40 protein-coding genes and 1 pseudogene are annotated in these 23,063 nt (G+C 63.2%); 23 read left to right on the top strand and 18 right to left on the bottom strand.

What is annotated here, in order from left to right:
• Positions 1–648: 648 nt before the first annotated feature.
• Positions 649–876: a hypothetical protein gene (locus BLU62_RS01090; RefSeq protein WP_074848035.1), complete on the top strand. Its 228-nt coding sequence runs from the start codon at positions 649–651 to the stop codon at positions 874–876.
• Positions 877–908: 32 nt separating this feature from the next.
• On the opposite strand, the gene BLU62_RS32130 is transcribed toward BLU62_RS01090, so the two are convergent.
• Positions 909–1,136, bottom strand: a complete 228-nt coding sequence (locus BLU62_RS32130; protein WP_074848029.1) for a hypothetical protein — start codon at positions 1,134–1,136, stop codon at positions 909–911.
• Positions 1,137–2,011: 875 nt separating this feature from the next.
• Between BLU62_RS32130 and BLU62_RS01085 the strand changes: the two genes are divergently transcribed.
• From BLU62_RS01085 to BLU62_RS33345, 7 genes are all read left to right on the top strand, one after another.
• Complete coding sequence (locus BLU62_RS01085) at positions 2,012–2,194, top strand: hypothetical protein (protein WP_074848014.1); 183 nt, start codon at positions 2,012–2,014, stop codon at positions 2,192–2,194.
• Positions 2,191–2,523, top strand: coding sequence for a hypothetical protein (locus BLU62_RS01080; protein WP_074848012.1), 333 nt, complete (start codon positions 2,191–2,193; stop codon positions 2,521–2,523). Before BLU62_RS01085 ends, BLU62_RS01080 begins: the two co-directional genes overlap by 4 nt.
• A 55-nt stretch (positions 2,524–2,578) precedes the next feature.
• Positions 2,579–2,710 carry a hypothetical protein gene (locus tag BLU62_RS34210; RefSeq protein WP_280141505.1) on the top strand — a complete coding sequence of 44 codons (132 nt, stop codon included), beginning with the start codon at positions 2,579–2,581 and terminating at the stop codon, positions 2,708–2,710.
• Positions 2,703–2,900: a hypothetical protein gene (locus tag BLU62_RS01075; protein WP_074848010.1), complete on the top strand. Its 198-nt coding sequence runs from the start codon at positions 2,703–2,705 to the stop codon at positions 2,898–2,900. The genes BLU62_RS34210 and BLU62_RS01075 overlap by 8 nt, the downstream gene beginning before the upstream one ends.
• Positions 2,901–3,555: 655 nt before the next feature.
• On the top strand, positions 3,556–3,786 hold the full coding sequence (locus BLU62_RS33355) for a hypothetical protein (protein ID WP_244278016.1): 231 nt from the start codon (positions 3,556–3,558) through the stop codon (positions 3,784–3,786).
• Positions 3,783–4,340, top strand: coding sequence for a site-specific integrase (locus BLU62_RS33350; RefSeq protein WP_074848033.1), 558 nt, complete (start codon positions 3,783–3,785; stop codon positions 4,338–4,340). Before BLU62_RS33355 ends, BLU62_RS33350 begins: the two co-directional genes overlap by 4 nt.
• Positions 4,340–4,552: a hypothetical protein gene (locus BLU62_RS33345; protein WP_244278012.1), complete on the top strand. Its 213-nt coding sequence runs from the start codon at positions 4,340–4,342 to the stop codon at positions 4,550–4,552. The genes BLU62_RS33350 and BLU62_RS33345 overlap by 1 nt, the downstream gene beginning before the upstream one ends.
• Here BLU62_RS33345 and BLU62_RS01060 read toward each other — a convergent pair.
• The 5 genes from BLU62_RS01060 to BLU62_RS01045 form a co-directional block, all read right to left on the bottom strand.
• Entirely contained in the window at positions 4,529–5,827 is a 1,299-nt protein-coding gene (locus tag BLU62_RS01060) for a tyrosine-type recombinase/integrase (protein ID WP_244278015.1), read from the bottom strand. The genes BLU62_RS33345 and BLU62_RS01060 overlap by 24 nt on opposite strands.
• 444 nt (positions 5,828–6,271) lie before the next feature.
• Positions 6,272–6,469 (bottom strand): hypothetical protein, encoded by a 198-nt coding sequence (locus BLU62_RS01055; protein WP_074848010.1) that lies wholly within the window; start codon positions 6,467–6,469, stop codon positions 6,272–6,274.
• A complete protein-coding gene (locus BLU62_RS34205; protein ID WP_280141505.1) occupies positions 6,462–6,593 on the bottom strand; it encodes a hypothetical protein in 132 nt (43 codons plus the stop codon). The genes BLU62_RS01055 and BLU62_RS34205 overlap by 8 nt, the downstream gene beginning before the upstream one ends.
• 55 nt (positions 6,594–6,648) lie before the next feature.
• Complete coding sequence (locus BLU62_RS01050) at positions 6,649–6,981, bottom strand: hypothetical protein (RefSeq protein WP_074848012.1); 333 nt, start codon at positions 6,979–6,981, stop codon at positions 6,649–6,651.
• On the bottom strand, positions 6,978–7,160 hold the full coding sequence (locus BLU62_RS01045) for a hypothetical protein (RefSeq protein ID WP_074848014.1): 183 nt from the start codon (positions 7,158–7,160) through the stop codon (positions 6,978–6,980). Before BLU62_RS01045 ends, BLU62_RS01050 begins: the two co-directional genes overlap by 4 nt.
• 878 nt (positions 7,161–8,038) lie before the next feature.
• Between BLU62_RS01045 and BLU62_RS01040 the strand changes: the two genes are divergently transcribed.
• Positions 8,039–8,266, top strand: a complete 228-nt coding sequence (locus tag BLU62_RS01040; RefSeq protein ID WP_074848029.1) for a hypothetical protein — start codon at positions 8,039–8,041, stop codon at positions 8,264–8,266.
• 50 nt (positions 8,267–8,316) lie between these two features.
• Here the strand turns inward: BLU62_RS01040 and BLU62_RS01035 are convergent, their stop codons facing one another.
• The 8 genes and pseudogenes from BLU62_RS01035 to BLU62_RS01010 all read right to left on the bottom strand — a co-directional run.
• A complete protein-coding gene (locus BLU62_RS01035) occupies positions 8,317–10,176 on the bottom strand; it encodes a hypothetical protein (protein ID WP_139179926.1) in 1,860 nt (619 codons plus the stop codon).
• A gap of 17 nt (positions 10,177–10,193) precedes the next feature.
• On the bottom strand, positions 10,194–10,769 hold the full coding sequence (locus tag BLU62_RS01030) for a hypothetical protein (protein WP_139179925.1): 576 nt from the start codon (positions 10,767–10,769) through the stop codon (positions 10,194–10,196).
• 127 nt (positions 10,770–10,896) lie between these two features.
• A complete protein-coding gene (locus tag BLU62_RS01025; protein WP_074847995.1) occupies positions 10,897–12,006 on the bottom strand; it encodes a hypothetical protein in 1,110 nt (369 codons plus the stop codon).
• A 204-nt stretch (positions 12,007–12,210) separates the two neighbouring features.
• Entirely contained in the window at positions 12,211–12,378 is a 168-nt protein-coding gene (locus BLU62_RS32705) for a hypothetical protein (RefSeq protein WP_159441508.1), read from the bottom strand.
• A complete protein-coding gene (locus BLU62_RS01020) occupies positions 12,375–12,554 on the bottom strand; it encodes a phage tail fiber protein (RefSeq protein ID WP_074848023.1) in 180 nt (59 codons plus the stop codon). The genes BLU62_RS32705 and BLU62_RS01020 overlap by 4 nt, the downstream gene beginning before the upstream one ends.
• A gap of 1 nt (position 12,555) precedes the next feature.
• Positions 12,556–12,678: a hypothetical protein gene (locus BLU62_RS34200; RefSeq protein WP_280141504.1), complete on the bottom strand. Its 123-nt coding sequence runs from the start codon at positions 12,676–12,678 to the stop codon at positions 12,556–12,558.
• Positions 12,671–13,009 carry an LtfC-like domain-containing protein gene (locus BLU62_RS01015; protein ID WP_074848020.1) on the bottom strand — a complete coding sequence of 113 codons (339 nt, stop codon included), beginning with the start codon at positions 13,007–13,009 and terminating at the stop codon, positions 12,671–12,673. The genes BLU62_RS34200 and BLU62_RS01015 overlap by 8 nt, the downstream gene beginning before the upstream one ends.
• Before the next feature lie 16 nt (positions 13,010–13,025).
• Positions 13,026–13,238 (bottom strand): annotated as a pseudogene (locus tag BLU62_RS01010) (DUF7572 family protein); the annotation flags it as partial.
• A gap of 476 nt (positions 13,239–13,714) precedes the next feature.
• Here BLU62_RS01010 and BLU62_RS01005 point away from each other — a divergent pair.
• From BLU62_RS01005 to BLU62_RS00995, 7 genes are all read left to right on the top strand, one after another.
• Complete coding sequence (locus BLU62_RS01005; protein WP_074847991.1) at positions 13,715–14,074, top strand: LtfC-like domain-containing protein; 360 nt, start codon at positions 13,715–13,717, stop codon at positions 14,072–14,074.
• A complete protein-coding gene (locus BLU62_RS34195) occupies positions 14,067–14,189 on the top strand; it encodes a hypothetical protein (RefSeq protein WP_280141504.1) in 123 nt (40 codons plus the stop codon). Before BLU62_RS01005 ends, BLU62_RS34195 begins: the two co-directional genes overlap by 8 nt.
• A 1-nt stretch (position 14,190) precedes the next feature.
• Positions 14,191–14,538 carry a phage tail fiber protein gene (locus BLU62_RS32120; RefSeq protein ID WP_139179923.1) on the top strand — a complete coding sequence of 116 codons (348 nt, stop codon included), beginning with the start codon at positions 14,191–14,193 and terminating at the stop codon, positions 14,536–14,538.
• A complete protein-coding gene (locus BLU62_RS32115) occupies positions 14,535–14,855 on the top strand; it encodes a hypothetical protein (RefSeq protein WP_139179922.1) in 321 nt (106 codons plus the stop codon). Before BLU62_RS32120 ends, BLU62_RS32115 begins: the two co-directional genes overlap by 4 nt.
• Before the next feature lie 29 nt (positions 14,856–14,884).
• A complete protein-coding gene (locus tag BLU62_RS32700; protein WP_159441507.1) occupies positions 14,885–15,034 on the top strand; it encodes a hypothetical protein in 150 nt (49 codons plus the stop codon).
• Between the two features lie 101 nt (positions 15,035–15,135).
• Positions 15,136–16,158 (top strand): hypothetical protein, encoded by a 1,023-nt coding sequence (locus tag BLU62_RS32110; RefSeq protein WP_139179921.1) that lies wholly within the window; start codon positions 15,136–15,138, stop codon positions 16,156–16,158.
• Positions 16,098–18,443: a hypothetical protein gene (locus tag BLU62_RS00995; protein ID WP_139179920.1), complete on the top strand. Its 2,346-nt coding sequence runs from the start codon at positions 16,098–16,100 to the stop codon at positions 18,441–18,443. Before BLU62_RS32110 ends, BLU62_RS00995 begins: the two co-directional genes overlap by 61 nt.
• Before the next feature lie 33 nt (positions 18,444–18,476).
• Here BLU62_RS00995 and BLU62_RS32105 read toward each other — a convergent pair whose 3' ends face one another.
• Positions 18,477–18,704, bottom strand: a complete 228-nt coding sequence (locus BLU62_RS32105; protein WP_074848029.1) for a hypothetical protein — start codon at positions 18,702–18,704, stop codon at positions 18,477–18,479.
• A gap of 877 nt (positions 18,705–19,581) precedes the next feature.
• Between BLU62_RS32105 and BLU62_RS00990 the strand changes: the two genes are divergently transcribed.
• From BLU62_RS00990 to BLU62_RS33330, 7 genes are all read left to right on the top strand, one after another.
• A complete protein-coding gene (locus BLU62_RS00990) occupies positions 19,582–19,764 on the top strand; it encodes a hypothetical protein (RefSeq protein WP_074848014.1) in 183 nt (60 codons plus the stop codon).
• The gene (locus BLU62_RS00985; protein ID WP_074848012.1) at positions 19,761–20,093 is read left to right on the top strand and encodes a hypothetical protein; all 333 of its coding nucleotides are present in this window, start codon (positions 19,761–19,763) and stop codon (positions 20,091–20,093) included. The genes BLU62_RS00990 and BLU62_RS00985 overlap by 4 nt, the downstream gene beginning before the upstream one ends.
• 55 nt (positions 20,094–20,148) lie before the next feature.
• On the top strand, positions 20,149–20,280 hold the full coding sequence (locus tag BLU62_RS34190; RefSeq protein ID WP_280141505.1) for a hypothetical protein: 132 nt from the start codon (positions 20,149–20,151) through the stop codon (positions 20,278–20,280).
• Entirely contained in the window at positions 20,273–20,470 is a 198-nt protein-coding gene (locus tag BLU62_RS00980) for a hypothetical protein (RefSeq protein WP_074848010.1), read from the top strand. The genes BLU62_RS34190 and BLU62_RS00980 overlap by 8 nt, the downstream gene beginning before the upstream one ends.
• Before the next feature lie 434 nt (positions 20,471–20,904).
• The gene (locus BLU62_RS33340; RefSeq protein ID WP_244278014.1) at positions 20,905–21,522 is read left to right on the top strand and encodes an N-terminal phage integrase SAM-like domain-containing protein; all 618 of its coding nucleotides are present in this window, start codon (positions 20,905–20,907) and stop codon (positions 21,520–21,522) included.
• A complete protein-coding gene (locus tag BLU62_RS33335; protein ID WP_244278013.1) occupies positions 21,471–21,914 on the top strand; it encodes a site-specific integrase in 444 nt (147 codons plus the stop codon). Before BLU62_RS33340 ends, BLU62_RS33335 begins: the two co-directional genes overlap by 52 nt.
• Entirely contained in the window at positions 21,914–22,126 is a 213-nt protein-coding gene (locus BLU62_RS33330; RefSeq protein WP_244278012.1) for a hypothetical protein, read from the top strand. Before BLU62_RS33335 ends, BLU62_RS33330 begins: the two co-directional genes overlap by 1 nt.
• Here BLU62_RS33330 and BLU62_RS00960 read toward each other — a convergent pair.
• The 3 genes from BLU62_RS00960 to BLU62_RS00950 form a co-directional block, all read right to left on the bottom strand.
• Positions 22,123–22,527 carry a hypothetical protein gene (locus BLU62_RS00960; protein WP_074847958.1) on the bottom strand — a complete coding sequence of 135 codons (405 nt, stop codon included), beginning with the start codon at positions 22,525–22,527 and terminating at the stop codon, positions 22,123–22,125. The two genes, BLU62_RS33330 and BLU62_RS00960, sit on opposite strands and share 4 nt — an antisense overlap.
• 20 nt (positions 22,528–22,547) lie before the next feature.
• Positions 22,548–22,736, bottom strand: a complete 189-nt coding sequence (locus BLU62_RS00955; protein WP_074847949.1) for a DUF3263 domain-containing protein — start codon at positions 22,734–22,736, stop codon at positions 22,548–22,550.
• Positions 22,733–23,063 (bottom strand): hypothetical protein (locus tag BLU62_RS00950; RefSeq protein WP_074848004.1); only part of this gene is annotated, 331 nt, incomplete at its 5' end. The genes BLU62_RS00950 and BLU62_RS00955, both read right to left, overlap by 4 nt.

The raw sequence follows: 23,063 nt of genomic DNA, 5'->3' as shown, positions 1-23,063 counted from the left end.
GCACCAACAACGGTGTTCTCGCGCGCTGCGGCAGCACTGGTACACGCATCATCGACCCCGAGATTCACACCACAGCCAAGGCGTGGAGGTGTCGAGCCTCGCGTCAGACGTGATCGTGGACCTCACCCAGGGGACCATCGAGATATTCGGAGAAGCGGGGACGTCCTACGCGGTACACGCCGCCGATGTCAACGGCAGCGGCGAGTACAAGCCGGGCTCGGTCACCGTCCACGGCCCCGGCGATCTCGTTGGAACTCGCGCCCTGGTGTCCCTCGACGTGACTGGTGCGGCCCGCATAGGTGGCGTCGAGTACGACCAGGGCGACGACCAGTTGCAGCGATGGGACGGCACCGACTGGGCCGAAGTCGAATCCGGTGGCGCAGCAGGCGTCACGCTCGATACCGACCAGACGATCACCGGGGCGAAGTCGATGGCCGAGGTGGGATTCTTCGGCACGTCCGCGCTCGGCACGAAGCCGTCCGCAACAGACGACCTCGGCACCGTCCTGTCCAGCCTTGGACTTCGCACTGCTGGTGGTGCGTATCCGATCACGACCTCGGGGCGGTCGCTCTCACAGGCGGATTCCGTACCGGGCTCGGCAATCGATCCGGTACCTACAACATCACCACCAACACCGCGCCGTTCAACATGTGCGATGCCAGTGGTGGAGCGTTCACGATCTCACTGCCGAACACCGGATCGGCTGGGTATCGCTTCACTATCAAGAAGATCGACGCCTCAGCCAACGCGGTCACCGTGTCCGCGCCGATCGGCATCGACGGTGTGCCGACCCTCGTGCTCACCGATCAGTGGGAGTGGGTGGAGGTCGTCAGCACTTTCACCACAGGCCAGTACATGATCGTCGGTCGGGGCTGACCCCGCCCATAACCGGAATCGGGACACCGCTGTCACGGCTCCCAGGCGTCGCCGAGTACCGCGGCGAGCCGGTCGGTGAGGTCCGGGGCCTCGGCGCGCTGGGAGTAGACCACGTCGTCGCATTCGACGGCGAGTGCGAGTAGGTCGGGGTCGGGTGGTGTCCATCCGCCGTCGGTGGCTTGTGTCATTTCGGCTTGCTGGCGGCGCATCTGTGCGCGTATGGCTTCGGCTGCGGCGCGTAGTACGTCCCGATCGGTCACCAGGTGATCATACGGGTTTCGTGAAATGTGTTGCGCTGCAACAGAAGTCGATGCTACTGTTATCTCACAAGTTCAGAGCGGGTGAGGTTCAGGAACACACACTGATCGTCGGAGCGCGATGCGCCGGCCACTGATAGGAAACACTGGGAACCCGATCGCAGAGCGTCATGATGCGACACCCGCTCTGAACTTGGACAACCTTGAACGCCCCATCCTCTTCGTGAGGGTGGGGCGTTTTCTTTGCGTTGAGGGGAACCCCGCCACCCCGCGGCTGCGTCCAAGGCTCATGACTCCACGCATCCGCATCTACCGACCACCCTACGATCCGGACTGCCCGAATGCCGGCGACTGGTGGAGGACTTTGGGGAGACGCCAGTCTGTTGGTGTCCCCAAAGTCGGATCAAAGTGCGGACTGGACGGACTGGTTCAGGACGGACGCAGAATCTCCCGCTCCGCATTCACGTCCACCAACTCACTCAGTGATACCTGATCGAGGCCAAGGGTGAGCTCTGTGACAGTACGTGATGTGACCTGCCGCCAGCGGCCCTTGGCAAACACAAAGTCACCCTCCTGGATGTCCTTGAATAGCGTGGGCACCGGACCATTCGCGAGTGCGCTCAGCCATTGACTTTCCCTGCCACCGTTGCGCACTCCGCAGGTCAGCGGAGGTGACTGACACTCTGCGCGGCCCCAGACTGTGGGCCGAGCGCGTACCTGAGTTCGCTCCTCGCGGCTGATGATCTGCGATCCACACGCGCACGTTCCGAATTGCCGGGTGTTGCCTGTGAGTTGACCCATGTGGGATCTTAATGGCTTGCCCGGCAAGGGTGGGTGTGTCACCGGAGAAATAGGCCACAACCTGGGACAATAGGAGAATGACCGTAGCCGAACTGATCGCCAAGCTGCAGCAGATGCCCCAGGATGCCACCGCCTGTATCGACTGGGCGCAGATGGGCGTGTGGTCTGAACCTACGGGCGGCTACTACTACGGCGAAGCCGAGAGTGTCGTCCTCCATGACGGAGACGTGTACATCACCTCTGGTGAGGTCGAGCCGTGAGCGCGCCTGAGCTCAAGGACGAGTGTCTCGTGGTTCCCGGGCAGGGATGCCGCAACTTCCGCCCGGCACACCGGCGTGAAGCCCACCCCGCCGACACCTTCTCAGAGGTTCGTGTCGCCGACCACGGCGATCGGACCTGGGAGGCTCGCGAGTTCTCCGTCAACGTCCTGTCTGGCCGCGACTGCCCGTTGAATGCGGAGCTGTTCCCTGCCCAAGCTGAGGCGCAGGTGTACGCCGACGCCCGCAACACGGGCTATCTCCACACCGGCGCAATGATCTGCGTACACGAATGGCGGTTGGAACAGGCGAGGGCGGGGAACGATGCTTGAGTTCAAGGTAGGGGATCGTGTGCGGACTGTTGTCGGTGACCACACTGGGCGAATCGTGGACTTCGTACCTGGAACCGACTGGCCCATCCTCTACGTCACCAACTCCACCAGCCATCCCGAAACGGTTGGCGAGTATGTACCCAACGATCCCAGCAAGCTCGTACGACAGGACTGGACCGATGCCTGAGTTCAAGGTAGGGGACCGCGTGCGGGTGACCTCACTAGGGAACGCCGAGGCGGCTGGGAAGATCATCGCCCAGGAACGCGTGCCCGACCTACTGCACCGGGTGGAGTTCACTCACGCCACGGCATGGGCGCGGGAGTTGTTCGGCGACGGGTGGTGGTTCGCCGACACCGCGCTGGAGCACATCGACTGATTACGAAGGCTCATGCCGCTCTCCATCGACGTGTATGTACAAGTACAGCCACCCAGCGTGGTGCTGGATGGCTGTACTTGAATGCCTTGGCTGTAACCGTGGCTGTAGTCGAGAGCCTGTGTGGTCTCTGACCTGGAGCGGGTGACGGGAATCGAACCCGCGTAGCTAGTTTGGAAGACTCGCGACGGAGGGACTGGACCTCACTTTGCGAGATACACGTAAGTCTAAACGTAAGCGTCGGAGTGAAAATGCCCTCTGACCTGGAGCCGATGACGGGAATCGAACCCGCGTATTCAGCTTGGGAAGCTGTGTTTAGGGGTATGCTCATGGTGGGTCTACTGTCAAGGCTGAGCGAATACCTGCAGGTAACTGAAGTTTTCACGAGTTTGTCTAGACAGCGCATAGACTGGGGTAAACGTAAGTACAAACGTAAGTGAGCCGATATGCCCCCGAAGAAGCGCCGTAGGGCGAAAGGTGAAGGCGGACTGTACCAACGGGCCGACGGCATGTGGATGGCGCAAGTCCTCCTCCCCGACGGCAAGTACTACCAACGTGGACGCAAGAAATACGCCGACGCCGTGGCCGAACTCGCAGCCATGCGGAAAGACCTCGCGAACGGCATCCTCCCCAACGCCGGCCAGATCACCGTCGCCCAGTGGCTGGACTACTGGGTGGACACGATCGCCGCGCCACGCCTGAAACCCGCACCCTCGCCACCTACCGGTCCACCATCAAACACCAACTCATCCCGCATGTCGGTCGAAGAAGCTGGGAAGCTCACCCCACTGATGTTCGCCGCATGGTCAACCACGTCGCCGACGCACACACCACCCGCACCGCCCAAGCCGCCTACTCAGTGTTGGCGAAAGCGTTGGGGATGCAGTGAAAGACGGGAAGATCGGCAACAACCCGTGCGAGCGTATGGACCGCCCCCAGGCCCGCTCCGAGGAGCGCGTTCCCCTCACTGTGGAGCAGGCACGGGCAGTGCTTCTGCATGTGGCGTCACGTGACGCAACAGACGCAGCCCGCTGGTCATTGGCCCTACTGACCGGTGCCCGCCAAGCCGAAGCTTTGGGCCTCACCTGGGATCGTGTCGACCTCGGTGTGGGTGTCATTGACATCTCGTGGCAGTTGGCCCGGTTGAAGTTGAAGAAAGGCCCTCGCCCGCAAGGTGACGTGTATCCGCGGGAAGCGTTCGACGTCCCCGACACCTTCACCTTCACCCCGGTGCACTGGACGGCGTGCCTGGTGCCCACGAAGACGTCGGGGTCGCGTCGGCTGGTGCCCTTGCTGCCGCCCGTGGTTGCTGCGCTCACCGAATTGTGGGAGCAGAAGGGCAACCCGTCGCAGGGGTTGGTGTTCACCCGGGACGATGGGGCGGCCATCCAGCCCGCGACGACACCCTCGCTTGGAAGCAGCTGTGTGTACAAGCCGCGGTAGTGGGGAAGGTGGAGGACGCGCCGGATCAGCACGCCGCCCGCCACACTGTCGCCACCCTCCTGCAGGAGGCCGGCGTGGAGGAAGCCACCCGAATGGCCATCTTGGGGCACACCACCACTACGTCGCACCGGCAGTACGCGCACACCTCCACCGACCTCACCCGCGCCGCCCTCGGGCAACTCGAGAAACTACTCGCGCTTCCCGACGTCTAGCAGTTGGCGTTGGCGAATCGGCGACCCGGCCATACGCCGGTGCGCGGCGTAGTCGGGGGGGGGGGGGGGGGGGGGGGGGGGGGGGGGGGGGGGGGGGGGGGGGGGGGGGGGGGGGGGGGGGGGGGGGAGGTGTGCGCGTACTGCGGTGCGACGTAGTGGTGGTGTGCCCAAGATGGCCATTCGGGTGGCTTCCTCCACGCCGGCCTCCTGCAGGAGGGTGGCGACAGTGTGGCGGGCGGCGTGCTGATCCGGCGCGTCCTCCACCTTCCCCACTACCGCGGCTTGTACACACAGCTGCTTCCAAGCGAGGGTGTCGTCGCGGGGCTGGATGGCCGCCCCATCGTCCCGGGTGAACACCAACCCCTGCGACGGGTTGCCCTTCTGCTCCCACAATTCGGTGAGCGCAGCAACCACGGGCGGCAGCAAGGGCACCAGCCGACGCGACCCCGACGTCTTCGTGGGCACCAGGCACGCCGTCCAGTGCACCGGGGTGAAGGTGAAGGTGTCGGGGACGTCGAACGCTTCCCGCGGATACACGTCACCTTGCGGGCGAGGGCCTTTCTTCAACTTCAACCGGGCCAACTGCCACGAGATGTCAATGACACCCACACCGAGGTCGACACGATCCCAGGTGAGGCCCAAAGCTTCGGCTTGGCGGGCACCGGTCAGTAGGGCCAATGACCAGCGGGCTGCGTCTGTTGCGTCACGTGACGCCACATGCAGAAGCACTGCCCGTGCCTGCTCCACAGTGAGGGGAACGCGCTCCTCGGAGCGGGCCTGGGGGCGGTCCATACGCTCGCACGGGTTGTTGCCGATCTTCCCGTCTTTCACTGCATCCCCCAACGCTTTCGCCAACACTGAGTAGGCGGCTTGGGCGGTGCGGGTGGTGTGTGCGTCGGCGACGTGGTTGACCATGCGGCGAACATCAGTGGGGGTGAGCTTCCCCAGCTTCTTCGACCCGACATGCGGGATGAGTTGGTGTTTGATGGTGGACCGGTAGGTGGCGAGGGTGCGGGGTTTCAGGCGTGGCGCGGCGATCGTGTCCACCCAGTAGTCCAGCCACTGGGCGACGGTGATCTGGCCGGCGTTGGGGAGGATGCCGTTCGCGAGGTCTTTCCGCATGGCTGCGAGTTCGGCCACGGCGTCGGCGTATTTCTTGCGTCCACGTTGGTAGTACTTGCCGTCGGGGAGGAGGACTTGCGCCATCCACATGCCGTCGGCCCGTTGGTACAGTCCGCCTTCACCTTTCGCCCTACGGCGCTTCTTCGGGGGCATATCGGCTCACTTACGTTTGTACTTACGTTTACCCCAGTCTATGCGCTGTCTAGACAAACTCGTGAAAACTTCAGTTACCTGCAGGTATTCGCTCAGCCTTGACAGTAGACCCACCATGAGCATACCCCTAAACACAGCTTCCCAAGCTGAATACGCGGGTTCGATTCCCGTCATCGGCTCCAGGTCAGAGGGCATTTTCACTCCGACGCTTACGTTTAGACTTACGTGTATCTCGCAAAGTGAGGTCCAGTCCCCTCCGTCGCGAGTCTTCCAAACTAGCTACGCGGGTTCGATTCCCGTCACCCGCTCCAGGTCAGAGACCACACAGGCTCTCGACTACAGCCACGGTTACAGCCAAGGCATTCAAGTACAGCCATCCAGCACCACGCTGGGTGGCTGTACTTGTACATACACGTCGATGGAGAGCGGCATGAGCCTTCGTAATCAGTCGATGTGCTCCAGCGCGGTGTCGGCGAACCACCACCCGTCGCCGAACAACTCCCGCGCCCATGCCGTGGCGTGAGTGAACTCCACCCGGTGCAGTAGGTCGGGCACGCGTTCCTGGGCGATGATCTTCCCAGCCGCCTCGGCGTTCCCTAGTGAGGTCACCCGCACGCGGTCCCCTACCTTGAACTCAGGCATCGGTCCAGTCCTGTCGTACGAGCTTGCTGGGATCGTTGGGTACATACTCGCCAACCGTTTCGGGATGGCTGGTGGAGTTGGTGACGTAGAGGATGGGCCAGTCGGTTCCAGGTACGAAGTCCACGATTCGCCCAGTGTGGTCACCGACAACAGTCCGCACACGATCCCCTACCTTGAACTCAAGCATCGTTCCCCGCCCTCGCCTGTTCCAACCGCCATTCGTGTACGCAGATCATTGCGCCGGTGTGGAGATAGCCCGTGTTGCGGGCGTCGGCGTACACCTGCGCCTCAGCTTGGGCAGGGAACAGCTCCGCATTCAACGGGCAGTCGCGGCCAGACAGGACGTTGACGGAGAACTCGCGAGCCTCCCAGGTCCGATCGCCGTGGTCGGCGACACGAACCTCTGAGAAGGTGTCGGCGGGGTGGGCTTCACGCCGGTGTGCCGGGCGGAAGTTGCGGCATCCCTGCCCGGGAACCACGAGACACTCGTCCTTGAGCTCAGGCGCGCTCACGGCTCGACCTCACCAGAGGTGATGTACACGTCTCCGTCATGGAGGACGACACTCTCGGCTTCGCCGTAGTAGTAGCCGCCCGTAGGTTCAGACCACACGCCCATCTGCGCCCAGTCGATACAGGCGGTGGCATCCTGGGGCATCTGCTGCAGCTTGGCGATCAGTTCGGCTACGGTCATTCTCCTATTGTCCCAGGTTGTGGCCTATTTCTCCGGTGACACACCCACCCTTGCCGGGCAAGCCATTAAGATCCCCACATGGGTCAACTCACAGGCAACACCCGGCAATTCGGAACGTGCGCGTGTGGATCGCAGATCATCAGCCGCGAGGAGCGAACTCAGGTACGCGCTCGGCCCACAGTCTGGGGCCGCGCAGAGTGTCAGTCACCTCCGCTGACCTGCGGAGTGCGCAACGGTGGCAGGGAAAGTCAATGGCTGAGCGCACTCGCGAATGGTCCGGTGCCCACGCTATTCAAGGACATCCAGGAGGGTGACTTTGTGTTTGCCAAGGGCCGCTGGCGGCAGGTCACATCACGTACTGTCACAGAGCTCACCCTTGGCCTCGATCAGGTATCACTGAGTGAGTTGGTGGACGTGAATGCGGAGCGGGAGATTCTGCGTCCGTCCTGAACCAGTCCGTCCAGTCCGCACTTTGATCCGACTTTGGGGACACCAACAGACTGGCGTCTCCCCCAAAGTCCTCCACCAGTCGCCGGCATTCGGGGCAGTCCGGATCGTAGGGTGGTCGGTAGATGCGGATGCGTGGAGTCATGAGCCTTGGACGCAGCCGCGGGGTGGCGGGGTTCCCCTCAACGCAAAGAAAACGCCCCACCCTCACGAAGAGGATGGGGCGTTCAAGGTTGTCCAAGTTCAGAGCGGGTGTCGCATCATGACGCTCTGCGATCGGGTTCCCAGTGTTTCCTATCAGTGGCCGGCGCATCGCGCTCCGACGATCAGTGTGTGTTCCTGAACCTCACCCGCTCTGAACTTGTGAGATAACAGTAGCATCGACTTCTGTTGCAGCGCAACACATTTCACGAAACCCGTATGATCACCTGGTGACCGATCGGGACGTACTACGCGCCGCAGCCGAAGCCATACGCGCACAGATGCGCCGCCAGCAAGCCGAAATGACACAAGCCACCGACGGCGGATGGACACCACCCGACCCCGACCTACTCGCACTCGCCGTCGAATGCGACGACGTGGTCTACTCCCAGCGCGCCGAGGCCCCGGACCTCACCGACCGGCTCGCCGCGGTACTCGGCGACGCCTGGGAGCCGTGACAGCGGTGTCCCGATTCCGGTTATGGGCGGGGGTCAGCCCCGACCGACGATCATGTACTGGCCTGTGGTGAAAGTGCTGACGACCTCCACCCACTCCCACTGATCGGTGAGCACGAGGGTCGGCACACCGTCGATGCCGATCGGCGCGGACACGGTGACCGCGTTGGCTGAGGCGTCGATCTTCTTGATAGTGAAGCGATACCCAGCCGATCCGGTGTTCGGCAGTGAGATCGTGAACGCTCCACCACTGGCATCGCACATGTTGAACGGCGCGGTGTTGGTGGTGATGTTGTAGGTACCGGATCGATTGCCGAGCCCGGTACGGAATCCGCCTGTGAGAGCGACCGCCCCGAGGTCGTGATCGGATACGCACCACCAGCAGTGCGAAGTCCAAGGCTGGACAGGACGGTGCCGAGGTCGTCTGTTGCGGACGGCTTCGTGCCGAGCGCGGACGTGCCGAAGAATCCCACCTCGGCCATCGACTTCGCCCCGGTGATCGTCTGGTCGGTATCGAGCGTGACGCCTGCTGCGCCACCGGATTCGACTTCGGCCCAGTCGGTGCCGTCCCATCGCTGCAACTGGTCGTCGCCCTGGTCGTACTCGACGCCACCTATGCGGGCCGCACCAGTCACGTCGAGGGACACCAGGGCGCGAGTTCCAACGAGATCGCCGGGGCCGTGGACGGTGACCGAGCCCGGCTTGTACTCGCCGCTGCCGTTGACATCGGCGGCGTGTACCGCGTAGGACGTCCCCGCTTCTCCGAATATCTCGATGGTCCCCTGGGTGAGGTCCACGATCACGTCTGACGCGAGGCTCGACACCTCCACGCCCTTGGCTGTGGTGTGAATCTCGGGGTCGATGATGCGTGTACCAGTGCTGCCGCAGCGCGCGAGAACACCGTTGTTGGTGCCGTAGTAGCGCGGTCGTAGAATGCGATACCCGTAGTCGCCCGCGTAGGTGGTGTTGCCGTGTGACCAGCCCGACGAGTCGCCGCCGACCACGGTGTCATCGACCGAGTAGATGTCGCGTGACCGCAGTCCGTGGGTCTGGTAGGACACCCCAGCGGGGCGGTACGACCGGCACGACCGCGACCCACACCGCGCCGACGCCACGTAGTTGGCGACGTGTCGTGTCCCGTAGGCGACGCTACGGGTGAACTCGCCATCGACGCAGTGAGTCATGCGCCCGATGTACCCGTGCCCTGATCCTGTCTGGAATGGGTTTCGCCCCTCGATGTCGATGGTTCGCGGGCGCAGGCACTTGTTGAAGTTGACGATGTGGTTCTCCCACCCCTCGGCGCGCACGTTCTCCACTCGGGGGTCCACGCAGGCGTAGAAGTAGAACAGGTGACCGCCTGAGGTCTCGATGTCCCCGGTGTACATGCCGTCGGGGTTGGTGTCGATGATGAGTCCGATGTTCTTGACGACCGGACGGACCGGGGTCGAGATGCGTTGCAGCGTGGGGACCACGGAGAAGTTGGCCTGGTACTGGTGGCTGAGGGGGATGCGGAGGCGCACGGTTCCTGTGGACGGCGTGATCGACTGCACGATGTTGACCTCGCCGCGTCCGACCCACGAGGCGTTCGCGCCAGTGTCCCACCGGGCGACGGGGTATCGGTCACGGACGATGACCAGGTCGTCGGTTGAGAACCCGTTCGATCCTGAGAAAGGGTTCGTGATTACCTCGGTAGCTCCACGGGCGAACCCCGAGCTGCTGAGATCAACCTCAGGGCCGACGGTGGACGACCACGAGATAAAGGGGCTGGCCACCGACAGGTCGCCGGAGTCCATCGTTTTCGTCACAACCCGTGCGCCATTGAAGTCGAGCGTGAGTGACTTACCGGTGATCGACAAGGGGTCGAGGCGGTAGGTCTTGGTGGCATCGAAGACGATCGTCGAACCGTCAGGCACGGCAGCGATGAGATCAGTCAACGCGGCGGTGTCATTAGTGCCACTCCCCGAGTTGGCATCACCCCCGGCCCAGTCACCCACGAGACCGTGCTCGCCGACGAAGAACACGCCCCCACGCGCGGAGCATAAGTTTCCTCAGCTACCTCTTGTGTGAGGAAGCCTGTGGTGCCTGCTGCGACACGGGCATCGACCGCGGCACGGGAGGCAGACCCCTCGGCGGTGATCTTCGATGCCACCGCCGAATCCGGTACCGCACCTGCCGTCACGTCCTCCAGGATTTGGGCTGCCTCATCACGGGCCGTGCGGGTCTCGTCCCGCAGGGTGGCGACAGCGTTCACCACGGCTGGGGTGTAGGCGTCGGGGTCGTAGTCCTCGATCAACTCCTGCAGCGTGTGCGAACCTTCTGTCAGGACAACCGAATACCACTTCGACCGGTAATCCTTCGCCCCGAAGATCGCCTTCTGCACCTGGTACGGACCCTCAGGGAGCAACCCCGAGTCGTAGAAACCAGGGGCGGACGGGTGCGTGGGCGGGTTGATGGGGATGACGGTGGGCGCCGAGTACACGGTCACCCCAGCGTTGTTGCGGTCCACCGGCACCCGAATCCACAGTTTCGAATCCCGCGGCGGGAACCCCCATCGGGGAGCTGATACACACCAGTCAAACGTCCGGACATGAACTTCCTTTCGAACAGGAGGGGGGGTACCGCAGACGGGCGCCTTATGCGGGGGTGATGTTGATCCAGCAGCCAGACACTGACTGAGGTCCGCCATTCGAGGCATGCCACATGGTGAGTTGGTCGCCTGCGGCGACGGTCAACGACACTGTGCCGGTGAGTCCGACGCTGCCGACGTCGACACCGTTGCGTTGGATTTTGATGTTGCCGTTACCAGTCGCCGACCAGGTGAGGGTGACGTTCCCGGCGCCCTTCACGACGAGCGCATTGTTGGTGACCGTCGCCGGATAGGTGGGGTCAGAGGTGAACCCGGTCACCTGCACATACGGGAGGAACGAGTTCGATACTGACCCGTTCTGCATGCGTTGACGGGTGAACGTGACGAGGGTGGCGGTCGCGGCACTCGATGTTGCAGCACTGTTGGTGCCGGTCAGGGTGTGGCGGGGTCGGGATGTGGCTGTGCCAGTGACAGTCACAGTGTTGGCGGCGGCGAGCTGGGGGCGCAGGTCTGCGGTGTCGGCGACATTAATGGTTTGCAGTGCCGCCAGCGTGTAGCGTGCCCGCGCCGTACCGGTTTGGTCGGCAGCCACCGTTTGAGAAGCGGCTAACGGTACGCGTAGGCCACCCAGTTCGGTGGCCTGCCCCACGGTGGTGGTTTGGGTGGCGGAGATGGTGTGTCGTACCCTCACCACCGCCACAGACGTCACCTCGAACGTTTGGGAGGCATCCGCATTCACCGATCCCACCGATGGCACTGACGATGCTGTCGGCGCCACCACCATGTCTTGTGCTGCATCCAGCTCAATGCGTGGGCGGGTGACGACAGGTTGGGTGATGGTGATGTCTTGTGTGGCGGTCAGGGTGTAGAGAGTTGCCGTCGACGCTGCAGGGGTGACAGTGGTCGCTTGTGTAGCGTCGAGTGTGTAGCGGGCGCGGCCATCGCTGCTGGTGTCGGTGGTGATGGTGTTGGTTGCGGTCAGGGTGTAACGGGCACGCACCACACCCACACCAGCCACCACACCCGAACCGGTACCGGCTATGCCGACACCGAGTTTCCCGGACTGCCCCACCTGGACGGATTGCTCCGCATAGTCCACGCAGAGTCGGGCGTACACCACACCCGCAGCGGTGACGGTGATGGTGTTGCCGGACATCAACCGTTCTTTGGTGCGGGGCCGGCGGGTCCGATAGTGCGGGGCCGTCGGCAACCTCACCCCAGTGTGCCGGGCTTCCGGTACCACCACCCGCGTGTGGGGTGCAGCAGGTAGCACCACACCCACCCGCGGAACCGGTACCGCCGTAAACAGGTAGGGACGGTTGGGGACTGCCGTCACCACCCTGCCTGCCAGAACGATCATCTACGTGATGGTGATCGTGGGGGTGACGTCGATGGTGGCGTTCGCACTGACTGTGGTGGAGGGGATGGACAGTTTGTCCAAATAGGTGCCGGAGGTTTGCGCCGAGTACACGCCGGCCGCGACGACGGTGGTGGCGGGCACGTTGATCGACACCTTCGACCCGGTCATGGAACCCGACGCCGGAGTCCCCAGGTCGTCTGCTGGCGGGCATACGCGGGGGTACCGCCCGACACCTCGGATGCGCCGGTGCTGCCGGGGTCGGCGGTGTGCAGGGAAATCCACGTTCCCTGCGCTGCATACGCATTGAGCAGGGCGGTTTTCATCGCGTTGGTGGCGAGTGCCATGTCATTCTCCTAGGTTGTAGTTGATGTCGAGGTGGAGGGTTTGTTCGGCGGTGAGGTCGACGTGTTCCCGCCCGTGATCGTCGATCCAATGTCGGGTGCCGTTGTCGTCGGTCCACTCAGACACGGCGGACTGCTTTCCCGTAGTAGAGGGGATATTCCTGGGTGGGGGTTTCGGGCATCGACACCGTGAGCAGGAAGTGGGTGGCCCGCCCGATGATGGGGGCCAGCGTTTCCTGTTGCACCACATAGTCGATGGAGGGTGGTTCCACCACGCCGGGGATGGAGATGATGGGGGTGGTGGCGTTCCGGACGGGGTCGCCTTCGAAAAAGTAGAGGGTCGATGCTGCACCGACCGGCCACGATGTGATGTTGCCGGAGGTGGCGTCGATGGGGTCGAGGGAGAAAACCAGGTCACTGTTCTGGTAGAGGGGGATTTCCGCTTTCGTTCCCTCCATCCGAGGGTGACGGTGGTCATGGTGTCTCCTGTTCTGTGAGTTCATATCCGAGTGCCGCCAAAGCATCAGCGTGGGTGGCGAGGTCGGGGTTGATGGTCATCGCGAACGACTTCGAGTCAGTCGACAGGATCGGGGTCAAACCGTTGGCGGGGTCACCGTCGTAGTCGATGACCTGGCCACGCTCATCCGACAGGAACACCGACACATCCGGTTTCAGATGCGACCGCGAGACGGGAACTGCATTCCATGCTGGTGAGAATCGAAGTCATGTCAGGCACTTCCACCACCAACACCAACAGGAACCCATCCTCCGTGGAGTACAGGTTCGTGATCGCGATTGCTGGAGAGAGTTGAACCACAAGGGTTGTGGCTGAAGCTCTTCCGCAATGCGCCGATCACGAACCTGTACTCCACGGAGGATGGGTTCCTGTTGGTGTTGGTGGTGGAAGTGCCTGACATGACTTCGATTCTCACCAGCATGGGAATGCAGTTCCCGTCTCGCGGTCGCATCTGAAACCGGATGTGTCGGTGTTCCTGTCGATGAGCGTGGCCAGGTCATCGACTACGACGGTGACCCCGCCAACGGTTTGACCCCGATCCTGTCGACTGACTCGAAGTCGTTCGCGATGACCATCAACCCCGACCTCGCCACCCACGCTGATGCTTTGGCGCACTCGGATATGAACTCACAGAACAGGAGACACCATGACCACCGTCACCCTCGGATGGGAGGGAACGAAAGCGGAAATCCCCCTCTACCAGAACAGTGACCTGGTTTTCTCCCTCGACCCCATCGACGCCACCTCCGGCAACATCACATCGTGGCCGGTCGGTGCAGCATCGACCCTCTACTTTTTCGAAGGCGACCCCGTCCGGAACGCCACCACCCCCATCATCTCCATCCCCGGCGTGGTGGAACCACCCTCCATCGACTATGTGGTGCAACAGGAAACGCTGGCCCCCATCATCGGGCGGGCCACCCACTTCCTGCTCACGGTGTCGATGCCCGAAACCCCCACCCAGGAATATCCCCTCTACTACGGGAAAGCAGTCCGCCGTGTCTGAGTGGACCGACGACAACGGCACCCGACATTGGATCGACGATCACGGGCGGGAACACGTCGACCTCACCGCCGAACAAACCCTCCACCTCGACATCAACTACAACCTAGGAGAATGACATGGCACTCGCCACCAACGCGATGAAAACCGCCCTGCTCAATGCGTATGCAGCGCAGGGAACGTGGATTTCCCTGCACACCGCCGACCCCGGCAGCACCGGCGCATCCGAGGTGTCGGGCGGTACCCCCGCGTATGCCCGCCAGCAGACGACCTGGGGGACTCCGGCGTCGGGTTCCATGACCGGGTCGAAGGTGTCGATCAACGTGCCCGCCACCACCGTCGTCGCGGCCGGCGTGTACTCGGCGCAAACCTCCGGCACCTATTTGGACAAACTGTCCATCCCTCCACCACAGTCAGTGCGAACGCCACCATCGACGTCACCCCCACGATCACCATCACGTAGATGATCGTTCTGGCAGGCAGGGTGGTGACGGCAGTCCCCAACCGTCCCTACCTGTTTACGGCGGTACCGGTTCCGCGGGTGGGTGTGGTGCTACCTGCTGCACCCCACACGCGGGTGGTGGTACCGGAAGCCCGGCACACTGGGGTGAGGTTGCCGACGGCCCCGCACTATCGGACCCGCCGGCCCCGCACCAAAGAACGGTTGATGTCCGGCAACACCATCACCGTCACCGCTGCGGGTGTGGTGTACGCCCGACTCTGCGTGGACTATGCGGAGCAATCCGTCCAGGTGGGCAGTCCGGGAAACTCGGTGTCGGCATAGCCGGTACCGGTTCGGGTGTGGTGGCTGGTGTGGGTGTGGTGCGTGCCCGTTACACCCTGACCGCAACCAACACCATCACCACCGACACCAGCAGCGATGGCCGCGCCCGCTACACACTCGACGCTACACAAGCGACCACTGTCACCCTGCAGCGTCGACGGCAACTCTCTACACCCTGACCGCCACACAAGACATCACCATCACCCAACCTGTCGTCACCCGCCCACGCATTGAGCTGGATGCAGCACAAGACATGGTGGTGGCGCCGACAGCATCGTCAGTGCCATCGGTGGGATCGGTGAATGCGGATGCCTCCCAAACGTTCGAGGTGACGTCTGTGGCGGTGGTGAGGGTACGACACACCATCTCCGCCACCCAAACCACCACCGTGGGGCAGGCCACCGAACTGGGTGGCCTACGCGTACCGTTAGCCGCTTCTCAAACGGTGGCTGCCGACCAAACCGGTACGGCGCGGGCACGCTACACGCTGGCGGCACTGCAAACCATTAATGTCGCCGACACCGCAGACCTGCGCCCCCAGCTCGCCGCCGCCAACACTGTGACTGTCACTGGCACAGCCACATCCCGACCCCGCCACACCCTGACCGGCACCAACAGTGCTGCAACATCGAGTGCCGCGACCGCCACCCTCGTCACGTTCACCCGTCAACGCATGCAGAACGGGTCAGTATCGAACTCGTTCCTCCCGTATGTGCAGGTGACCGGGTTCACCTCTGACCCCACCTATCCGGCGACGGTCACCAACAATGCGCTCGTCGTGAAGGGCGCCGGGAACGTCACCCTCACCTGGTCGGCGACTGGTAACGGCAACATCAAAATCCAACGCAACGGTGTCGACGTCGGCAGCGTCGGACTCACCGGCACAGTGTCGTTGACCGTCGCCGCAGGCGACCAACTCACCATGTGGCATGCCTCGAATGGCGGACCTCAGTCAGTGTCTGGCTGCTGGATCAACATCACCCCGCATAAGGCGCCCGTCTGCGGTACCCCCCTCCTGTTCGAAAGGAAGTTCATGTCCGGACGTTTGACTGGTGTGTATCAGCTCCCCGATGGGGGGTTCCCGCCGCGGGATTCGAAACTGTGGATTCGGGTGCCGGTGGACCGCAACAACGCTGGGGTGACCGTGTACTCGGCGCCCACCGTCATCCCATCAACCCGCCCACGCACCCGTCCGCCCCTGGTTTCTACGACTCGGGGTTGCTCCCTGAGGGTCCGTACCAGGTGCAGAAGGCGATCTTCGGGGCGAAGGATTACCGGTCGAAGTGGTATTCGGTTGTCCTGACAGAAGGTTCGCACACGCTGCAGGAGTTGATCGAGGACTACGACCCCGACGCCTACACCCCAGCCGTGGTGAACGCTGTCGCCACCCTGCGGGACGAGACCCGCACGGCCCGTGATGAGGCAGCCCAAATCCTGGAGGACGTGACGGCAGGTGCGGTACCGGATTCGGCGGTGGCATCGAAGATCACCGCCGAGGGGTCTGCCTCCCGTGCCGCGGTCGATGCCCGTGTCGCAGCAGGCACCACAGGCTTCCTCACACAAGAGGTAGCTGAGGAAACTTATGCTCCGCGCGTGGGGGGCGTGTTCTTCGTCGGCGAGCACGGTCTCGTGGGTGACTGGGCCGGGGGTGATGCCAACTCGGGGAGTGGCACTAATGACACCGCCGCGTTGACTGATCTCATCGCTGCCGTGCCTGACGGTTCGACGATCGTCTTCGATGCCACCAAGACCTACCGCCTCGACCCCTTGTCGATCACCGGTAAGTCACTCACGCTCGACTTCAATGGCGCACGGGTTGTGACGAAAACGATGGACTCCGGCGACCTGTCGGTGGCCAGCCCCTTTATCTCGTGGTCGTCCACCGTCGGCCCTGAGGTTGATCTCAGCAGCTCGGGGTTCGCCCGTGGAGCTACCGAGGTAATCACGAACCCTTTCTCAGGATCGAACGGGTTCTCAACCGACGACCTGGTCATCGTCCGTGACCGATACCCCGTCGCCCGGTGGGACACTGGCGCGAACGCCTCGTGGGTCGGACGCGGCGAGGTCAACATCGTGCAGTCGATCACGCCGTCCACAGGAACCGTGCGCCTCCGCATCCCCCTCAGCCACCAGTACCAGGCCAACTTCTCCGTGGTCCCCACGCTGCAACGCATCTCGACCCCGGTCCGTCCGGTCGTCAAGAACATCGGACTCATCATCGACACCAACCCCGACGGCATGTACACCGGGGACATCGAGACCTCAGGCGGTCACCTGTTCTACTTCTACGCCTGCGTGGACCCCCGAGTGGAGAACGTGCGCGCCGAGGGGTGGGAGAACCACATCGTCAACTTCAACAAGTGCCTGCGCCCGCGAACCATCGACATCGAGGGGCGAAACCCATTCCAGACAGGATCAGGGCACGGGTACATCGGGCGCATGACTCACTGCGTCGATGGCGAGTTCACCCGTAGCGTCGCCTACGGGACACGACACGTCGCCAACTACGTGGCGTCGGCGCGGTGTGGGTCGCGGTCGTGCCGGTCGTACCGCCCCGCTGGGGTGTCCTACCAGACCCACGGACTGCGGTCACGCGACATCTACTCGGTCGATGACACCGTGGTCGGCGGCGACTCGTCGGGCTGGTCACACGGCAACACCACCTACGCGGGCGACTACGGGTATCGCATTCTACGACCGCGCTACTACGGCACCAACAACGGTGTTCTCGCGCGCTGCGGCAGCACTGGTACACGCATCATCGACCCCGAGATTCACACCACAGCCAAGGGCGTGGAGGTGTCGAGCCTCGCGTCAGACGTGATCGTGGACCTCACCCAGGGGACCATCGAGATATTCGGAGAAGCGGGGACGTCCTACGCGGTACACGCCGCCGATGTCAACGGCAGCGGCGAGTACAAGCCGGGCTCGGTCACCGTCCACGGCCCCGGCGATCTCGTTGGAACTCGCGCCCTGGTGTCCCTCGACGTGACTGGTGCGGCCCGCATAGGTGGCGTCGAGTACGACCAGGGCGACGACCAGTTGCAGCGATGGGACGGCACCGACTGGGCCGAAGTCGAATCCGGTGGCGCAGCAGGCGTCACGCTCGATACCGACCAGACGATCACCGGGGCGAAGTCGATGGCCGAGGTGGGATTCTTCGGCACGTCCGCGCTCGGCACGAAGCCGTCCGCAACAGACGACCTCGGCACCGTCCTGTCCAGCCTTGGACTTCGCACTGCTGGTGGTGCGTATCCGATCACGACCTCGGGGGCGGTCGCTCTCACAGGCGGATTCCGTACCGGGCTCGGCAATCGATCCGGTACCTACAACATCACCACCAACACCGCGCCGTTCAACATGTGCGATGCCAGTGGTGGAGCGTTCACGATCTCACTGCCGAACACCGGATCGGCTGGGTATCGCTTCACTATCAAGAAGATCGACGCCTCAGCCAACGCGGTCACCGTGTCCGCGCCGATCGGCATCGACGGTGTGCCGACCCTCGTGCTCACCGATCAGTGGGAGTGGGTGGAGGTCGTCAGCACTTTCACCACAGGCCAGTACATGATCGTCGGTCGGGGCTGACCCCCGCCCATAACCGGAATCGGGACACCGCTGTCACGGCTCCCAGGCGTCGCCGAGTACCGCGGCGAGCCGGTCGGTGAGGTCCGGGGCCTCGGCGCGCTGGGAGTAGACCACGTCGTCGCATTCGACGGCGAGTGCGAGTAGGTCGGGGTCGGGTGGTGTCCATCCGCCGTCGGTGGCTTGTGTCATTTCGGCTTGCTGGCGGCGCATCTGTGCGCGTATGGCTTCGGCTGCGGCGCGTAGTACGTCCCGATCGGTCACCAGGTGATCATACGGGTTTCGTGAAATGTGTTGCGCTGCAACAGAAGTCGATGCTACTGTTATCTCACAAGTTCAGAGCGGGTGAGGTTCAGGAACACACACTGATCGTCGGAGCGCGATGCGCCGGCCACTGATAGGAAACACTGGGAACCCGATCGCAGAGCGTCATGATGCGACACCCGCTCTGAACTTGGACAACCTTGAACGCCCCATCCTCTTCGTGAGGGTGGGGCGTTTTCTTTGCGTTGAGGGGAACCCCGCCACCCCGCGGCTGCGTCCAAGGCTCATGACTCCACGCATCCGCATCTACCGACCACCCTACGATCCGGACTGCCCGAATGCCGGCGACTGGTGGAGGACTTTGGGGGAGACGCCAGTCTGTTGGTGTCCCCAAAGTCGGATCAAAGTGCGGACTGGACGGACTGGTTCAGGACGGACGCAGAATCTCCCGCTCCGCATTCACGTCCACCAACTCACTCAGTGATACCTGATCGAGGCCAAGGGTGAGCTCTGTGACAGTACGTGATGTGACCTGCCGCCAGCGGCCCTTGGCAAACACAAAGTCACCCTCCTGGATGTCCTTGAATAGCGTGGGCACCGGACCATTCGCGAGTGCGCTCAGCCATTGACTTTCCCTGCCACCGTTGCGCACTCCGCAGGTCAGCGGAGGTGACTGACACTCTGCGCGGCCCCAGACTGTGGGCCGAGCGCGTACCTGAGTTCGCTCCTCGCGGCTGATGATCTGCGATCCACACGCGCACGTTCCGAATTGCCGGGTGTTGCCTGTGAGTTGACCCATGTGGGGATCTTAATGGCTTGCCCGGCAAGGGTGGGTGTGTCACCGGAGAAATAGGCCACAACCTGGGACAATAGGAGAATGACCGTAGCCGAACTGATCGCCAAGCTGCAGCAGATGCCCCAGGATGCCACCGCCTGTATCGACTGGGCGCAGATGGGCGTGTGGTCTGAACCTACGGGCGGCTACTACTACGGCGAAGCCGAGAGTGTCGTCCTCCATGACGGAGACGTGTACATCACCTCTGGTGAGGTCGAGCCGTGAGCGCGCCTGAGCTCAAGGACGAGTGTCTCGTGGTTCCCGGGCAGGGATGCCGCAACTTCCGCCCGGCACACCGGCGTGAAGCCCACCCCGCCGACACCTTCTCAGAGGTTCGTGTCGCCGACCACGGCGATCGGACCTGGGAGGCTCGCGAGTTCTCCGTCAACGTCCTGTCTGGCCGCGACTGCCCGTTGAATGCGGAGCTGTTCCCTGCCCAAGCTGAGGCGCAGGTGTACGCCGACGCCCGCAACACGGGCTATCTCCACACCGGCGCAATGATCTGCGTACACGAATGGCGGTTGGAACAGGCGAGGGCGGGGAACGATGCTTGAGTTCAAGGTAGGGGATCGTGTGCGGACTGTTGTCGGTGACCACACTGGGCGAATCGTGGACTTCGTACCTGGAACCGACTGGCCCATCCTCTACGTCACCAACTCCACCAGCCATCCCGAAACGGTTGGCGAGTATGTACCCAACGATCCCAGCAAGCTCGTACGACAGGACTGGACCGATGCCTGAGTTCAAGGTAGGGGACCGCGTGCGGGTGACCTCACTAGGGAACGCCGAGGCGGCTGGGAAGATCATCGCCCAGGAACGCGTGCCCGACCTACTGCACCGGGTGGAGTTCACTCACGCCACGGCATGGGCGCGGGAGTTGTTCGGCGACGGGTGGTGGTTCGCCGACACCGCGCTGGAGCACATCGACTGATTACGAAGGCTCATGCCGCTCTCCATCGACGTGTATGTACAAGTACAGCCACCCAGCGTGGTGCTGGATGGCTGTACTTGAATGCCTTGGCTGTAACCGTGGCTGTAGTCGAGAGCCTGTGTGGTCTCTGACCTGGAGCGGGTGACGGGAATCGAACCCGCGTAGCTAGTTTGGAAGACTCGCGACGGAGGGGACTGGACCTCACTTTGCGAGATACACGTAAGTCTAAACGTAAGCGTCGGAGTGAAAATGCCCTCTGACCTGGAGCCGATGACGGGAATCGAACCCGCGTATTCAGCTTGGGAAGCTGTGTTTAGGGGTATGCTCATGGTGGGTCTACTGTCAAGGCTGAGCGAATACCTGCAGGTAACTGAAGTTTTCACGAGTTTGTCTAGACAGCGCATAGACTGGGGTAAACGTAAGTACAAACGTAAGTGAGCCGATATGCCCCGAAGAAGCGCCGTAGGGCGAAAGGTGAAGGCGGACTGTACCAACGGGCCGACGGCATGTGGATGGCGCAAGTCCTCCTCCCCGACGGCAAGTACTACCAACGTGGACGCAAGAAATACGCCGACGCCGTGGCCGAACTCGCAGCCATGCGGAAAGACCTCGCGAACGGCATCCTCCCCAACGCCGGCCAGATCACCGTCGCCCAGTGGCTGGACTACTGGGTGGACACGATCGCCGCGCCACGCCTGAAACCCCGCACCCTCGCCACCTACCGGTCCACCATCAAACACCAACTCATCCCGCATGTCGGGTCGAAGAAGCTGGGGAAGCTCACCCCCACTGATGTTCGCCGCATGGTCAACCACGTCGCCGACGCACACACCACCCGCACCGCCCAAGCCGCCTACTCAGTGTTGGCGAAAGCGTTGGGGGATGCAGTGAAAGACGGGAAGATCGGCAACAACCCGTGCGAGCGTATGGACCGCCCCAGGCCCGCTCCGAGGAGCGCGTTCCCCTCACTGTGGAGCAGGCACGGGCAGTGCTTCTGCATGTGGCGTCACGTGACGCAACAGACGCAGCCCGCTGGTCATTGGCCCTACTGACCGGTGCCCGCCAAGCCGAAGCTTTGGGCCTCACCTGGGATCGTGTCGACCTCGGTGTGGGTGTCATTGACATCTCGTGGCAGTTGGCCCGGTTGAAGTTGAAGAAAGGCCCTCGCCCGCAAGGTGACGTGTATCCGCGGGAAGCGTTCGACGTCCCCGACACCTTCACCTTCACCCCGGTGCACTGGACGGCGTGCCTGGTGCCCACGAAGACGTCGGGGTCGCGTCGGCTGGTGCCCTTGCTGCCGCCCGTGGTTGCTGCGCTCACCGAATTGTGGGAGCAGAAGGGCAACCCGTCGCAGGGGTTGGTGTTCACCCGGGACGATGGGCGGCCATCCAGCCCCGCGACGACACCCTCGCTTGGAAGCAGCTGTGTGTACAAGCCGCGGTAGTGGGGAAGGTGGAGGACGCGCCGGATCAGCACGCCGCCCGCCACACTGTCGCCACCCTCCTGCAGGAGGCCGGCGTGGAGGAAGCCACCCGAATGGCCATCTTGGGGCACACCACCACTACGTCGCACCGGCAGTACGCGCACACCTCCACCGACCTCACCCGCGCCGCCCTCGGGCAACTCGAGAAACTACTCGCGCTTCCCGACGTCTAGCAGTTGGCGTTGGCGAATCGGCGACCCGGCACATACGCCGAGTCGACAGTCCGGCCATCCAACTGCACCTGACACTGCGCCGACCATCCACGCGTCTGCATCGACGAACCGATGAGCTGACGGCCGGGTGAGGTGAACGCCCGGTGGGTGTGGTAGCGCGGCCCGGACCCGATGTTGATCAGTGTGGGCTGGAACACCACATCTTTGGCGACGACGAGACGTCCGCCGGCCGCGTAGTAGGCGATGTCGTTGCGTGGGGTGTCGGAGGAGAAGAAGTAGCGGACGTGTTCGCCGGGGAAGGCGATGGTCGGGGTGATGTCGCGGGGTGCGGCGTCGGCTACTCCTGCGCCGAGGGTGGTGGTGAAGAGGGCTGCTGCTGCCAGGGCGATGGCGCGTTTCATGGGGTTCTCCGGGTTCGTAATCACCGCAGACGGTTCACCACCTGCGGTGAGTAGCTTAAAGCTTCCTGAGTGTCCAGGAGGCGGTTCACAATCTGCCAGAACCGGGTGAGGCTGATGCCGAACTCGTCTCGCACCTTCTGCTCGAGGTTGCCGGCGTAGTTCCATCTCCGCCCGGCCAGGTCGAGCATCGCCTTCTCTTCGTCCGTCATGCGACGTCACTCCACGACCAGTCACCCTCGGTCGCCGCTTCGATCTCGGCGACCTCGATCGGGTCGCAGGTGTTGCATCCGCGTCCACGCCGTCTGCTCGTCCACCCACAGATGCTCAGCGAGCTCAGGCAGTGACGGGTGACGAAGCCAACGGAAGGCGTCCACCAACTGCGGAGTGTGATCAGCCGGCGAGCCGTCTCACGCTCAATCGTGTCCTCATCAGCGTCAGGCATCTCCCGGTGCAGCAGCTCGTGGGTGAGGGTGCACCGTCTCTCCGCTTGGGTGAGGCCGCGGTGAATCCAGATGGTGCGCTCGCCGTTGAGCCCC

It is taken from the genome of Gordonia westfalica (assembly GCF_900105725.1).
Classification (GTDB): Bacteria; Actinomycetota; Actinomycetes; order Mycobacteriales; family Mycobacteriaceae; genus Gordonia; species Gordonia westfalica.
Note: the sequence above shows the minus strand (reverse complement) of the source record. Positions and strands in the feature narration are given on the sequence as shown.